The sequence below is a fragment of the Faecalicatena contorta genome (genome assembly GCF_021531895.1).
Taxonomy (GTDB): Bacteria; Bacillota; Clostridia; order Lachnospirales; family Lachnospiraceae; genus JAFBIX01.
Genome location: NZ_JAFBIX010000002.1, coordinates 1 through 13,685, shown reverse-complemented (window position 1 = coordinate 13,685; position 13,685 = coordinate 1). Strand labels below are relative to the sequence as shown.

Annotated in this window: 12 protein-coding genes; 3 read left to right on the top strand and 9 right to left on the bottom strand. The window is 42.2% G+C overall.

The window, feature by feature from the left end; all coding sequences use genetic code 11:
- Positions 1-89: 89 nt before the first annotated feature.
- The 5 genes from JQM81_RS00740 to JQM81_RS00720 are packed head-to-tail and all read right to left on the bottom strand — an operon-like array spanning position 90 to position 6,387.
- Positions 90-1,148 (bottom strand): sugar ABC transporter substrate-binding protein, encoded by a 1,059-nt coding sequence (locus JQM81_RS00740; protein ID WP_235231567.1) that lies wholly within the window; start codon positions 1,146-1,148, stop codon positions 90-92.
- The gene (locus JQM81_RS00735; RefSeq protein ID WP_235231566.1) at positions 1,145-2,743 is read right to left on the bottom strand and encodes a response regulator; all 1,599 of its coding nucleotides are present in this window, start codon (positions 2,741-2,743) and stop codon (positions 1,145-1,147) included. The genes JQM81_RS00740 and JQM81_RS00735 overlap by 4 nt, the downstream gene beginning before the upstream one ends.
- Positions 2,721-4,217: a sensor histidine kinase gene (locus JQM81_RS00730; RefSeq protein ID WP_235231565.1), complete on the bottom strand. Its 1,497-nt coding sequence runs from the start codon at positions 4,215-4,217 to the stop codon at positions 2,721-2,723. Before JQM81_RS00730 ends, JQM81_RS00735 begins: the two co-directional genes overlap by 23 nt.
- A gap of 6 nt (positions 4,218-4,223) precedes the next feature.
- Positions 4,224-5,252 (bottom strand): sugar ABC transporter substrate-binding protein, encoded by a 1,029-nt coding sequence (locus tag JQM81_RS00725; protein WP_235231564.1) that lies wholly within the window; start codon positions 5,250-5,252, stop codon positions 4,224-4,226.
- 16 nt (positions 5,253-5,268) lie between these two features.
- Complete coding sequence (locus tag JQM81_RS00720; protein WP_235231673.1) at positions 5,269-6,387, bottom strand: carbohydrate kinase family protein; 1,119 nt, start codon at positions 6,385-6,387, stop codon at positions 5,269-5,271.
- 209 nt (positions 6,388-6,596) lie between these two features.
- On the opposite strand from JQM81_RS00720, the gene JQM81_RS00715 reads away from it, so the two are divergent.
- The 3 genes from JQM81_RS00715 (at position 6,597) to JQM81_RS00705 (ending at position 9,597) form a co-directional block, all read left to right on the top strand.
- Positions 6,597-7,544: a ketopantoate reductase family protein gene (locus JQM81_RS00715; RefSeq protein ID WP_235231563.1), complete on the top strand. Its 948-nt coding sequence runs from the start codon at positions 6,597-6,599 to the stop codon at positions 7,542-7,544.
- Between the two features lie 256 nt (positions 7,545-7,800).
- Positions 7,801-8,640, top strand: a complete 840-nt coding sequence (gene panC / locus JQM81_RS00710) for a pantoate--beta-alanine ligase (RefSeq protein ID WP_235231562.1) — start codon at positions 7,801-7,803, stop codon at positions 8,638-8,640.
- 3 nt (positions 8,641-8,643) lie between these two features.
- The gene (locus JQM81_RS00705; protein WP_235231561.1) at positions 8,644-9,597 is read left to right on the top strand and encodes a bile acid:sodium symporter family protein; all 954 of its coding nucleotides are present in this window, start codon (positions 8,644-8,646) and stop codon (positions 9,595-9,597) included.
- 81 nt (positions 9,598-9,678) lie between these two features.
- On the opposite strand, the gene JQM81_RS00700 is transcribed toward JQM81_RS00705, so the two are convergent.
- The 4 genes from JQM81_RS00700 to JQM81_RS00685 all read right to left on the bottom strand — a co-directional run bounded on the left by JQM81_RS00700 (position 9,679) and on the right by JQM81_RS00685 (position 13,336).
- Positions 9,679-10,491: a hypothetical protein gene (locus JQM81_RS00700; protein ID WP_235231560.1), complete on the bottom strand. Its 813-nt coding sequence runs from the start codon at positions 10,489-10,491 to the stop codon at positions 9,679-9,681.
- 3 nt (positions 10,492-10,494) lie between these two features.
- Positions 10,495-11,043 carry a helix-turn-helix domain-containing protein gene (locus JQM81_RS00695; protein WP_235231559.1) on the bottom strand — a complete coding sequence of 183 codons (549 nt, stop codon included), beginning with the start codon at positions 11,041-11,043 and terminating at the stop codon, positions 10,495-10,497.
- Between the two features lie 166 nt (positions 11,044-11,209).
- Positions 11,210-12,598, bottom strand: coding sequence for an alanine/glycine:cation symporter family protein (locus JQM81_RS00690; protein WP_235231558.1), 1,389 nt, complete (start codon positions 12,596-12,598; stop codon positions 11,210-11,212).
- A gap of 282 nt (positions 12,599-12,880) precedes the next feature.
- Entirely contained in the window at positions 12,881-13,336 is a 456-nt protein-coding gene (locus JQM81_RS00685; RefSeq protein ID WP_235231557.1) for a GAF domain-containing protein, read from the bottom strand.
- Positions 13,337-13,685 lie beyond the last annotated feature (349 nt).

The window sequence follows — 13,685 nt, the reverse complement described above, 5'->3', positions numbered from 1 at the left end:
TCGCACAAATTCAGAAAGTTACCGGGCAAAAAAATTGAGGGTAGCACTTTTTTGCGCTATCCTCAATTTAAAAATATGCTAGGCTATTTTTATTTATCTACATTCAGATACACTTCATCCCTTAGATGGAACCCAAGATCAATGATCACATCATCCATATTTTCTGCGGTCACGGCAATCGGAGGCAATGCCCAATACGGAACCTCATATCCATCCTGTGTCTTTTTCGTTGCGGTTCTTCCTACTTCCTCTCCGACCACAGCTTCCCCTTTGGCCATCTTAACTGCACATTGAGCCGCAACCTTCGCCAACCTTTCAATCGGTTTGTATACCGTCATTGTCTGTGTACCTTCTACTACCCTCTGGCAGGCTTCCAAGTCCGCATCCTGTCCAGTCACAACCACCTTTCCCGCAAGCTGCTTCTCACTCAATGCTTTGATTGCATAACCCGCAAGGCCATCGTTCCCACACATGACTGCATCTACATCTTCCGCATCAGACAGTGCTTCGTTCGCTGCCGCGAATCCGTTTTCCGGAGTCCAAGACTTCACATATATCTCTTTCACCACCGTCAGATTACTTTCCCCGATTCCTTTCTTAAATCCCGTCACCACATCCGCAGAATTGGTGTCCATCTCCGGTCCACAGAGCATGACTACGTTACCGCCTTCAGGAAGATTTTCGTTCATTGTCTCAGCCATCAGTTCTCCAACTGCTTCGTTATCTACAGTAATATATAGATCCGTTGTACATCCTTGAATCAATCGGTCGTAAGAAATAACATCAATTCCGGCATTTCTGGCCTTTGTCACCTCTTCTGTTATCTCAAAACAGTCAACTGCCACAATGACGATCACATCCATATCATCTTCAATAAACTTCTGAATCTGCTCTTTCTGCTTTTCTACGTCTCCATTGGCATTCTGGACATCAACGGATGCCCCTAACTTCTCCGCGGTCGACACAAACACATCACGGTCTCTCGTCCATCTCTCTAGCACAAATGTGTCAAATGTGATTCCGATTCTTAATTCCTTCTCTTCTTCACTTTCATTTTTATCCTCATGCTGATCCTTCGTATTACAAGAGCTAAGCATCATTGCCGTTAATATGATACACATCAGAACTGCAATGCATCTTTTCTTCATGACAATCTCCCTTCCCGGTACTCTGTAGGAGTTACTCCTGTCCATTTCTTAAATATACGGCTAAAATAATTCGGGTCACCATATCCTGATTCATGGCAGATCTCTTTGATACTTTTATCACTGTTATTCAACTGTTCTTTTGCATATTTTATTCGAAGTCCTGTCAGATAATCTATGTAATTCACGCCTTCCGATTCTTTAAACAGCTTACTCAGATAATAAGGACTAATCCCCAGTTCCTTGGCCATCTCCTCCAGAGATAAATCTTTGGAAAAATGTTCTACAATATATTCCTTGGCCTTTTCGACTACGCTATTCGTCTTTTCCTGCTGCTTCATAGCGATATGGCTGCTCGCATCTTCCATTTTCTTCACGAACCATCCTGTCAATTCATCATAGGTCTGAAAAGAGATCAGGCTTTCCCAATATCCATCCCTGGCTCTGAAGCGATACATCATTCCTCCTTGCATATATGCAAGATGTTCTGCCCACAGTACAAATTCTATTGTTTTCAGACGAATACTTCCAGTAATCTCTGCCGATTGGCTTTTCATCCACAGAGCAAACTCTTTGCTTCGTTCTCTGGTCTTCTCCCGATTTCCTTCTTCTATAGCAGCAAAAAGTTCTTTTTCCAATTCATACGGGTATCCTTCTTCATATACACAAGTCACAGGCATATCCTTTGCATGTGTAACTTTTCCAACACCTTGACGTTCTGTATCCAGTGCCTCCTGATACGATTCATTGACCTCATTCCATCTCTTCACCGAGCCTATTCCTGCTTTGAACTTCAGATCCAGCTGCTGCTCCAGCTTTCTCAGCATGCCTCGAATGTTATCAATCTTAACAACCCTTTCATCATATTCTTCTTTCTCCAACTCACTTGGCACCAGAACAATCACCTTATTGGCCATCAGTGCACCTACAATTCCTCCGGTCGTCTCTTTGAGCATCTCCCGCATCACCATATAATGCTTCTGCAGACGGATTCCGGCACCCAAAGTATTGGACAACACACCTTTATGGAGCTCATCTCCACATTCTATGACCATCGCATATCCATAATCTGTATCAATATTTAAAAGTTCCCGATAATTCTGATTCATCTCCTTCCCCGGTCCGTCAAACAACACACTGTATACGAAGCCATTTTCAATCATCGGAATGACAACTTCCAGCTTTTCTTTAATCTTTAGGTCATTTCGTACCTTCTCTTTCCGCTCTCTTACCAGCTTCATTGCCTTTCTAAGTGTCTCTGTAAGAGTATCTCTGTTGATCGGTTTTGTCAGATAAGACATCACCCCTATATCGATAGCCTTCTGTGTATACTCGAACTTGTCATAAGCAGTAAGCACAATAAATACAATATTTTTATTTTCTTTTCGGATTTCCTGCATCGCTTCAATCCCGTTAATTCCAGGCATCTGAATATCCATCAATACAATATCCGGGTGAAACGATTCTGTCAGTTCAATTGCCATTCTTCCGTTTTTTGCCGATTCTACTTCACATTTATCACCAAAGCTTTTTTGAATTATGAATTCCAGGGATTGCCGGACAATTCCTTCATCGTCACAGATCAAGATCCGCATCATTTTTCTTTCCTCCCTCTCTCTTCTGTATATATAATATTACTTCTGTACCGCCATTCTCTCTCCTGCGAATATCAATCACATGCTCCATATTATAATATCGGCGCAATCGGTTGATGACATTGTCCATACCAATTCCCGCCGAATCTCTCTCACTGTTGCTGTGAGCACTCTCTCCACGGAGAATCTTATCCGCAATCTCCGGATCGATACCAACTCCATTATCCGCAACCTTGATACATACATTTTTATCGTTATTATATACGCTTACTTGTATCCGTCCTTTTCCTTCCATCTCACGGATTCCATGGTTGACAGCATTCTCAATCAAAGGCTGGATAATCATACTGGGCATGACCGTATCCAGGAACCGCTCATCAATCTGCTTACTATAATGAATGTCGCCAGAAAACCTTACATTCAATATATACACATAATTATCTACCAGCTTCAACTCTTCCCGAAGCGTTGTATCCTTGTCAATCTTTCGTACATTATAGCGAAAAAAATCTGCCATATTCTCAATAAAAAGGCATGCTTTTTCTGCCCCTTCCATCATGGCAAGCTGCGCTCCTGCATTCAGACTGTTAAAAAGAAAATGAGGATTGATCTGTGCCTGAAGATACTTTAATTGAGCTTCTTTCAACTCATTCTTCATAATCAGTTCATTCTCAATCAATTTATTTTCACGTTCATAATTTTCCTTTGTCTTTTGAATATATACACGGATACTGTCTATCATCTTGTTGCATGCTTTTGCCACCGTCGTGATCTCATCCCCAGTCTCCACGATGGGGAAATCGACTTCCATATTACCTCTTGCAATTTCATTTGCCGCATCTGCAAGCTGGATCAATGGTCTTGTAATATTTCTTGTCATAATAAAAATCCATGTAAATGCAATCAAGAGCGCGGCAAACAACAGGAACATACTGATTCCGGTCAAATATGTCAGTGAGGTGCGCAGCAGTGAATAATTATTAGAACTTTCAAGAAAGACCGATGTATTCAAGCTGTTAATACACGATTGAAGATAATCATACAGTCTTTTTGCCTCGCCATAATCGTCATTATATTTGCTGACGTTACGTCCTCGTTTTGCTTCTACCGCATCATCCGCTTTTTCCAGATAAGTCAGGGACATATTATATATATTTTTTTCCATCAATTTATTGTCGTCGTCCACAGTCTGGTGATTCAACTGACCAATCATATTATTATAATCCTGTGTATAAGAGTAAAAATCCTCCAGCTGATCTGAACTCTTTGTATTCAGATACTGATAAAGTGCCGACTGAATCCCATCCAGCGTATTCGACAGATCATTCAACTGTATATTATTACTGTATACACTGTCAATCTGGTGAACTGTTCTATTTTGATTGTAGGACAAGTATATATTCAGCACAAATACTAACACCATGATCACTACAAACACTTCCAACAGTTTTGTACGAATGGATCTCTTCCTTTTCATCTGCTATTATTCGTCCTTTTCCATATAATCTTTCACATTCTCTCTGGTAATCAACGTTGGTGTAACCGTAAGATATTCATTCACATATTCTTTTTCAAGATACTCACTCATTCCCTGTGCAGCTGTTTTTCCCAAATCCTGTGCATTAATCAATACACTGGACTTGATGATTCCTTTCTGAATTCCTTCCAACGTATCTTCCGAAGAATAATATCCTACAATCACGATCTGACCTACACGGTTATAATCCACCACACTCTGATAGGCGCTGATCGTGTCTACCGCACTTAAGCACACCAGGATATCCGGCGGTTCCGAATCCAGAAGCAGGTTTCTTACCGTCTCTTCTGATTCAAACTTGCCGGAATTATCAATGACACTTGCAGAAAACTCCATCTTATCACTGACAGAAGCCGTTGCTTCATGGATACCCGAGTAGATCAGGTTCGGGGCCGTCTGCTCTCTATTGGAATCAACTAACACAGAAACTCTTACTTTTCTTCCCAGCTCATTCGATATATTCTCTACCTCTTCAATAATCTCATCGCCATACAACTCGCCGGTCGCAAAGTCATTGCCGCTGACAAAACTGATTCTTTCACTGTCTGGCACATCCGACAGAATTGTCATAACAGGGATTCCAGCCTTTGCCGCCTTCTTTATCTGCCCTGTCAGCCCTTCCCCTCCATCTGCTTTCAATATGATACCATCAACCTTCGCCGCGACCGTCATCTCAAAAAGTTCTTCTGTCGAATAATCTTCTACAAGTCTTTCTCCAAAATTTTCAATATATATTCCTTGTTTCTTTCCTTCCTCTCTGGCACTTTGATAGATGGAGAGCCAGAATTCCTCAGACGGCTCTTCGCTGATCATAACAATATGCTTCTGATATATGGTATCATCTACTCTTGTTTTTTCTCTGATCTCCAGTTTATTTTCCAGAAAAACGCTGATTCCCGTCAAAAGCGCCAGAAATAGAATACATATAATCAGCATGATTACAATTCTGTGTCTGTTTTCCTTAGGAATCTTCATGTCCTATCTACCTCTTCTAGTATTTTTCCCATCCTGCTGCAATCTTCTCTCGCAGTTCATTCAGTGTGCGGATTCCTCCCAATGCGTCAAATGCAGTCACACAGGAAGCACCTTCCGCCGCTGCGAGCGAAACAGCCTCCTTAGGTGAACTTCCTTCCAGCACAGCCGTAAGGAATGCTGCTATACTGGTATCACCTGCGCCTGTCCCGGACAGAACACATTCCGGCACAAAGCTCTTCTCGAATCCTTCTTTGTCAGCCCATTGTTCCAGATCCAGTTCCACCCGCGTTCCAACTTGCTGCAGCACATCCTTCTCAGCTGTGCGGTAATACATTCCAGTCGCTCCACACTTAATCAATAATACTTTCGCTCCGTAAGACATGCAAAGATCAGCCAATGGTTTTACGTCGTTTTCTATATCCAGCACAGAAGTGATCTCTTTTCCTTTTGCTCTTTCTCTCCATTGTGCAAACAGCTTTCGATCAAGCATAAAACACAATTCCTCCACACTTGGGATGAAGAAATCCACATAAGGAATCACTTTCTTAAGAATCTTATTCCAATCTTCTCTTCCTGCCTCTGAATTCTCATCAACCACCGCCAGATCCAGTGAGGTGGCAACTCCTGCTTCCTTAACCTTCTTCATCATCCTGACCAGACCGCTTCCCTCATTTCTGTACATAGAAGCCATGACCGATGGATATCCATAGTGGAATAATGCAGCTTTCTCTAAGTCCTTCTCTGGAATATCTTCCGGCTGGAATGTATGATTCGCGCCAGGATTGTGCAGGAACATCCGGTCAATCCCCGGAATTGCCAGGACAATCGAACTCGACGTTGCCTCTCCTTGTGCAACGATCATCCCCTGATCCGCATCATATTTCTTCAATATGCTTAGGACCATCTCTCCAAATGGATCATCTCCCACCTTACCCATCAGAGACACATCGGCCCCCAGAATCTTCATGGCAAGTCCAGTGTTCGCTACTGCTCCACCTGTATGTACATCCACATTCTTCGTCTCTATTGATCTTCCCGGAAGCAGAAAATCTGCGATATTCTCAACCTTTTGCTCTGGGAATAACGGTGTAATATCCAGACAAATATGTCCGGCTACAATTACTTTCTTTGTCATCATCTTTCAACCTACTTTCTGTCACGAACTATTTTCATAAAAGATGTATTTATCATACCATTAATTCTTATTTCTTTCAATTCGGGAATACACCTTCCATACAAGAACAAAAACTCCACAATATAGCAAATTCATGTTTTTCTGTACATCAACATCGGCATTGTAGTACAATAAATGACAGATGAATCGATTGACAGGGAGGAAGGTATATGAATCAAGAAGTGACAGAAAATAAAAAAATTGCAGTCATCGGCATCGGCGGTGTCGGTGGATATATGGCCGGTATGCTTGGAAAACATTATCCACATGTTACATTCGCAGCAAGAGGACAGCGTCTGGAATCCTTACAGACGAACGGCCTGACACTCCACAGCGACTATCATGGAGAGATAACCGTAATGCCAGAAAAAGTAACGACCATTGAAGATCTTGAAGAACAGGATTATATCTTTGTATGTGTAAAAAATTACTCTCTGGAAGATGTATGCCACAGTATGGAGCATGCGGTAACCGATCATACAGTGATCATTCCCGTTATGAATGGCGTAGATCCCGGTGACCGGATCCGAAGTATTCTGCACAAAGGCATTGTTGTAGATTCCCTTATCTATATCGTAGCCTTTGCAAACGCTGATTACTCCATCACACAGCAAGGGGATTTCGCCAACCTGTATATCGGCATTCCTCATGCAGATGCTGCACAGCAGCAGGCAGTACAGGCAGTATCTGACCTTTTATCCGGCGCCAATATTGATCACAAAGTTGCTCCTGATATTGAACAGGCTATCTGGAGAAAATATATCTTAAACTGCGCATACAATGTCACAACTGCCTATTATAACAACACCATCGGCCAGCTTCGGAACGATCCTGTAAAAGCAAAAGAATATGAAGATCTGGTAAATGAAGCTTATCAAGTTGCATTAGCCAGGCACGTCCATGTAACACAGGCTCATATTGATTCTATCATCCGAAGATTCTACCACGAGCTTGCGGAAGATGCCACCAGTTCCCTGCAGCGGGATATCTGTAATGGAAAAATGTCCGAATTAGAGACATTCAGTGGATATATTGTACGAGAAGCAAAAAAACTTAATGTTCCAGTTCCAACAACCCAAAGAATGTATCAGGGATTGATTGACATGGCCAGACAATAATTCTATAATGATGGCGGAGATAGTATTTGGCAACAAAACTATACTCTGTCTGATTTACCAATGTTTCACAATTCCATATCATGGCAATTTAAAGAGCTTATATTTGAAAGAAATAAGACTCCGGAAATACCACAGGATATAATCATTCAGCATTTTCAGGGTCGTACTATACCCTGAAGGTGCTTTTTTTGTGATACAAAGGCGAACTCAGCAAGAGGCTATCTTCGAATTCATACAAGAAAGAGGAGAATGTAACATGAAAGTAACAAAAACAGTGGAAGAAACCAGAAAACTGGTCAAAGCATGGAAGCAGGAAGGGAAAAGCATCGGACTGGTTCCGACCATGGGATTCCTTCATGAGGGACATGCAAGTCTGATCAGACGATGCCGTGAAGAAAATGATATCGTTGTAGTCTCAGACTTTGTCAATCCGACACAGTTCGGACCAAACGAAGACTTAGAGGCCTATCCGCGTGATCTCAAGCGAGACAGCGAGTTGTGCGAAAGTCTGGGTGCCGACTTAATCTTCAATCCAGAACCGGAAGAGATGTACCATGACCCACATGCGTTCGTAAGTATTGACCTGCTCTCCGAGACACTCTGCGGAAAGACCCGGCCGATTCATTTCAAAGGCGTCTGCACCGTCGTGTCAAAGCTGTTCCATATCGTAACACCGGACAAAGCTTATTTTGGGCAAAAGGATGCACAGCAGCTTGCCATCATCAGGAAAATGGTCCAGGATCTGAATTTTGACATCCAGATCGTCGGATGCCCGATCGTCCGCGAAGAAGACGGCCTTGCAAAATCCTCCAGAAATACTTATCTGAACGCAAAAGAAAGAAAAGCCGCACTCTGCCTGTCAAAAGCTGTCCACCGCGGAATGGACGTGATCCATCCACAGGCAAATGCCAGCGAAGTCCTTGGAGAGATGCGTGCCATCATAGAAGCAGAACCTCTGGCAAGAATCGACTATGTCTCCATGGTAGATGCACTGACGATGCAGCCGGTCGAAAAAGTTGAAAAAGACGTACTGGTAGCCATGGCAGTCTACATTGGAAAGACCCGTCTGATCGATAACTTCAGCTACGAGGTTTAAGCCATGGAAAATATCGTGAATAAAATAGGCAAATTAAGTTCCCTGTTGACGAAGTATATTGGAGTCATCATTATCTTTTTCTCCGTACTTGCATTTTTCTGGCAGGACGGATTCGCATGGACAACTAGATATACCTCTGTATTTCTTGGCGTTGCCATGTTCGGCATGGGGCTGACCATCCATATGGGTGATTTTCAGGTCGTGTTCTCTCGCCCCAAAGAAGTCATCATCGGATGCGTGGCACAATATACGGTTATGCCTCTTGTGGCATGGATTCTGGCAGTCGTATTCCACTTGCCGCAGGATCTGGCCATCGGAGTCATTCTTGTCGGATGCTGTCCGGGAGGCACCGCAAGTAATGTAATCACTTATATTGCCGGCGGAGATGTGGCGCTTTCCGTAGGTATGACCATCGTATCCACTCTGGCCGCACCGCTGATGACGCCGCTTCTGGTATACGGCCTTGCCGGCGCCTGGGTCGAAGTCTCCTTCTGGGCGATGGTTCTGTCCGTTGTAAAAGTAATCCTGATTCCGGTGCTTCTGGGAATCTTGCTGCGCAGTCTGTTCGGAAAGCAGATTCAGAAGATCTCCGACATATTGCCGCTAATATCGGTCGTATCCATTGTAATGATCATCTCCGGTATCGTAGCAAACAACGCAGAAAAGATTGTAAGCTGTGGAGTTCTCGTATTGGGTGTCGTTATGCTCCACAACCTCTTCGGTATGGGGATCGGTCTTCTGGCCGCCAAGCTGTTGAAAGTAGAGTATTCCCGCACCACCGCAATCGCCATCGAAGTCAGCATGCAGAACAGCGGACTTGCTGTGTCTCTGGCAACCGCCAACTTTGCGGCCAATCCACTGGCAACACTGCCCGGCGCAATCTTCAGTGTGTGGCATAATATCTCCGGTTCTATATTTGCAGGAATAAGAAGACGGGGTATGAATACAGAGCAATAAAAATAAATCAGCGGAAGCATAACCTTATCTGTGCTATGCTTCCGCCATTATTTCTAATATTCCCTCAGGACAGCTTATTTCTTATACTTGTTGTAAATATTGGTACTTTCGCATCTGAAACCGAAGAATCTCCATGACTCTTCCTTTCTCTTCCTCCGAATAGATATCCACATTTGCAATTACATTTTCCATATCTTTATGCGAAAAACGAAACTTCAGATTCTCTCCGAATAATTTCTCTGAAACATCTAACTGTACATCAAAATCCTCGCATATCGTCTTAGCTTTGACATCCTGCATCAATACCACTACTTCTTCACCAAGAGGATATTCCATAGCCGTATCTGACAACAGACCTGCTCCATTGTCAAAGATCGGGCAATATGCAAACTCACCTTGCGAATTCATCAGCACTGCAATATTATGTGTATGTCTATCCTCGTTTAGAATAAGAGCATCCAGTGTAAATAGTTTATTCATATACTTTCCAAATTCTTTCAGACCTGTAATTCTTTCTATCTGCTCAACCAGGAAAATCATCCGGTCTTCATAATCTGTAATCCGATATATTGCTTTATAAAGACTTTCTCCAAAATAATTGTAAAAAAGTCGCTCCAGCGTAATAATCTGCCAGTCCTCTCGCAAAAAATCCTTGCTTCTTACCCCATTGTAAACTGTGGATTTGTATTTCATCTGCTCTAATTCATACAAAACGTATTCCTCAGAATCCAGAGTCGACTTTTCAAGCAAATGGGAGATTACATACTCTGCAAGACCTTCATATCCTGTATAATCTGCCTTATACCAGATTCCTCTGTTCTTCCATTTTAATTGATTTCCTTTGGAGGACTGTCTGTCATTCGTTTTCATGTCCTGCTCAAATAATTCAACCATTTTTTACCTCTCAATTCGAATCCAGAAATGGTCTTCTGCCATCCTTCCTTCCGTCTTTTCTATGATCATCAATGGGTCATAAAACGGCAGATCCAGATCCTGTAATATTAGCTTCATCTTATCTCTACTTCTTGGGAAACATCTGGATTCTATAAAATCCATATACATATCATAATCCGGATCCTCTATCTTCCCAAATGCACGAAACATAATATGCTTTGCATAATTTTTAATTCGAATTCTCTGTCTTGACTCATCAACATCAATAATTGTACATACTGTCTGATCATGCATGTACCAGAGCCTAAGAGGATATGCTTTTGAAGGAACTTCTATCTTCTGAATATACCCCGGATCATCTTTCAGATATTGTAACAGAAGCACGATTGGTCCTTTTACAGGACTGCTTGATGTCTCCCATCTTTCAACGGTGGGTTTGGAACAGCCAATCAAATTGGCAAATTCTTTTTGTGTAAGTCCCAGACTGTTTCTTACATTTTTAATCTCTTCACCAGCAACCGCATCTGGAGTAATATAATTCTTTTCATTCATATTGCATCCCTCCTTTTTCTATTAAACCATTAATTTAATTGTTTGTAAATATATTTTACCATCATATTAATGGTTTCATTCTCTTAGAACGTAATTTATTGCAAACAAAAAGCGATATCCGGCATATCATTATACCTGAATATCGCTTTTTGTTCTCTCAGAATGTCTACTTTTTATTCTTGGAAGTTATACTGCCAAGACTTTTTACTACCATCCCCGTCAATGCAAACAGTGCAATAGCATTTGGCAGTACCATCAACTGGTTGAACATATCCGAAAGTTCCCATACCAGATCATTAGATGCTACCGTTCCCAGGTAAATAAACACCAGCGCGATCAGCATAAATGGCTTCGTTGCTTTTGTGCCAAAGAGATAATTAACATTAATCTTGGCAAACAGATTCCATCCAAGAATCGTTGAGAAAGCGAAGAAGAACAAACATACTGCTACAAATGCTGCACCTATTTTTTCTCCGTATACGACTCCGAACGCTGTCTGTGCCAGGTTAGCCTTATTGAGAGAATCTACCACGGAACCTGTATATCCTCCTGCCAAAGGACCGTCTGCCGTATACAATGTGGAGATGATTACCAGTGCATTCAGTGTCAATACAACAAATGTATCAATAAATACACCTGCCATAGCAACCGTCCCCTGTTCATGCGGTGTCTTTACCTGAGCAAGTGCATGTGCATGAGGCGTAGAACCCATACCGGCTTCATTGGAAAAAAGTCCTCTCTTTGCTCCCTGACTCACCGCTACCTTCAGGGCTGCTCCAACTCCGCCGCCAATAATTGCCTGCGGTGCAAAAGCATACTTGAAAATCATGGCAAATGTCGCTGGTACATATTTAATACGAACGATCAACACCCCAAGTGCACCCAGCAGAAAGACAGCCGCCATAATCGGAACCAGTTTTTCTGTGACGGATGCCAGACGATCTACACCGCCCATGAAGATAAACGCACAGATGATGACCAATACAACTCCCACGATCCATGACGGAATACCGAATGCCGTTTCAATAGTAGAACCAATGGAATTCGACTGTACCATACAACCGAAAAAGCCAAGCGCAAGAATAATGGCAATTGCAAAAAATCCTGCCAGAAACTTTCCGAGTCCACCTTTAAAAGCAGTAGTTATGTAGTATACCGGACCTCCCTGGATATTTCCATCTGCATCTGTAATCCTTGTCTTCTGGGCAAGCGTTGCTTCTGCGTAGATTGTCGCCATTCCAAGAAAAGCGATTATCCACATCCAGAAGATTGCTCCCGGTCCACCTGTAAGGATAGCTCCTGCAGATCCTACAATATTGCCCGTTCCTACCTGAGCTGCAATCGCTGTTGCCACGGCTTGAAATGAGCTCATTCCTCCACCATGTTTTCCACCCTTGAATGACAAATCACCAAAGATTTTTTTCAGTCCTGCCCCAAGATACCGAACCTGAACAAACTTTGTTTTGATAGAATACCATAATCCTACAGCTACAAGAAGAAATACCAGAATGTAATCTGAAAGATAGGCATTAATTGTTTGTACAACGGATAACATAATATTCCCCCTTCTATAGATTTATTATAGATTCAATCTATCACTCTTATAGATAAGGTTCAATAAATGCGACATTTGCTTAGCAAAATCTGAACATAATCTGCATAATTCTACAATGGCTATTTATTTGAAGAATTCCATGATGAGTTGAACAGAATCATTATTTGCCCGTCCTATATGTATATTTAACGCTCCCTCTATTACACTTTTAGCCCCGTAGAACAGCCACCTATGATTACTTTACAGATTTTCTCTCCACAGCATAAACAAGTTTTCATATTTTTATAGCTTCTCCTCTAATATCCTCACAAATTCACTTAGTCCTTCTCGGTCCGTTTCATCGAATCTTGCCAGAATCGGACTATCAATATCCAGCACCCCTATCACATGCCCGTTCTTATGTATTGGAAGGACAATCTCGGAATTCGAAGCACTGTCACAGGCAATATGTCCTGGAAACTGGTGCACGTCCCTCACCAGCATAATCTCATCTCTTGCCACCGCTGTGCCGCACACACCACTTCCAATCTTGATCTCCATACAGGCAACCTTTCCCTGAAATGGCCCTAGAATCAGCTTACCATCTTCCATAAGATAAAATCCCGCCCAGTTAATATCTTCCAGGCTTTGCGCCAGAAGAGCAGATGCATTGGCAAGCTGAGTAATCTGATAAGGTGTTGCACCAAGCAGGTTCCGGAGCTGCTGGTTTATACGTGTGTATACTGATTGGTTACTCATTTAAGATTCCTCCGATATTTTTCAATTTCCGATTGTTAAACTTCACACATTATATCTCTTGTAAAATCTCTATAATATCAGAAACCAGTAATGGACAAAAATCAAAAAGTAATCCTGACTTCAGAACTTTTTCAAATTCTCCCGACTGAGATATGTCATGTTTAAGCAGATCTTTGCATAGACAAGAAGGATATTTCTGAGCTAGTTTCTTATAAAACTCCTCTCGCTGTTATGAAGTGACCTCTTGTCAAGAGTAAATTTTGCATTAAGAAGCTTTCCCCTAACAATTATCACATTTGTTGATTGACAGCATCTGGAAAGAGCCAGATTTAACAGTTCCCGGCATTTG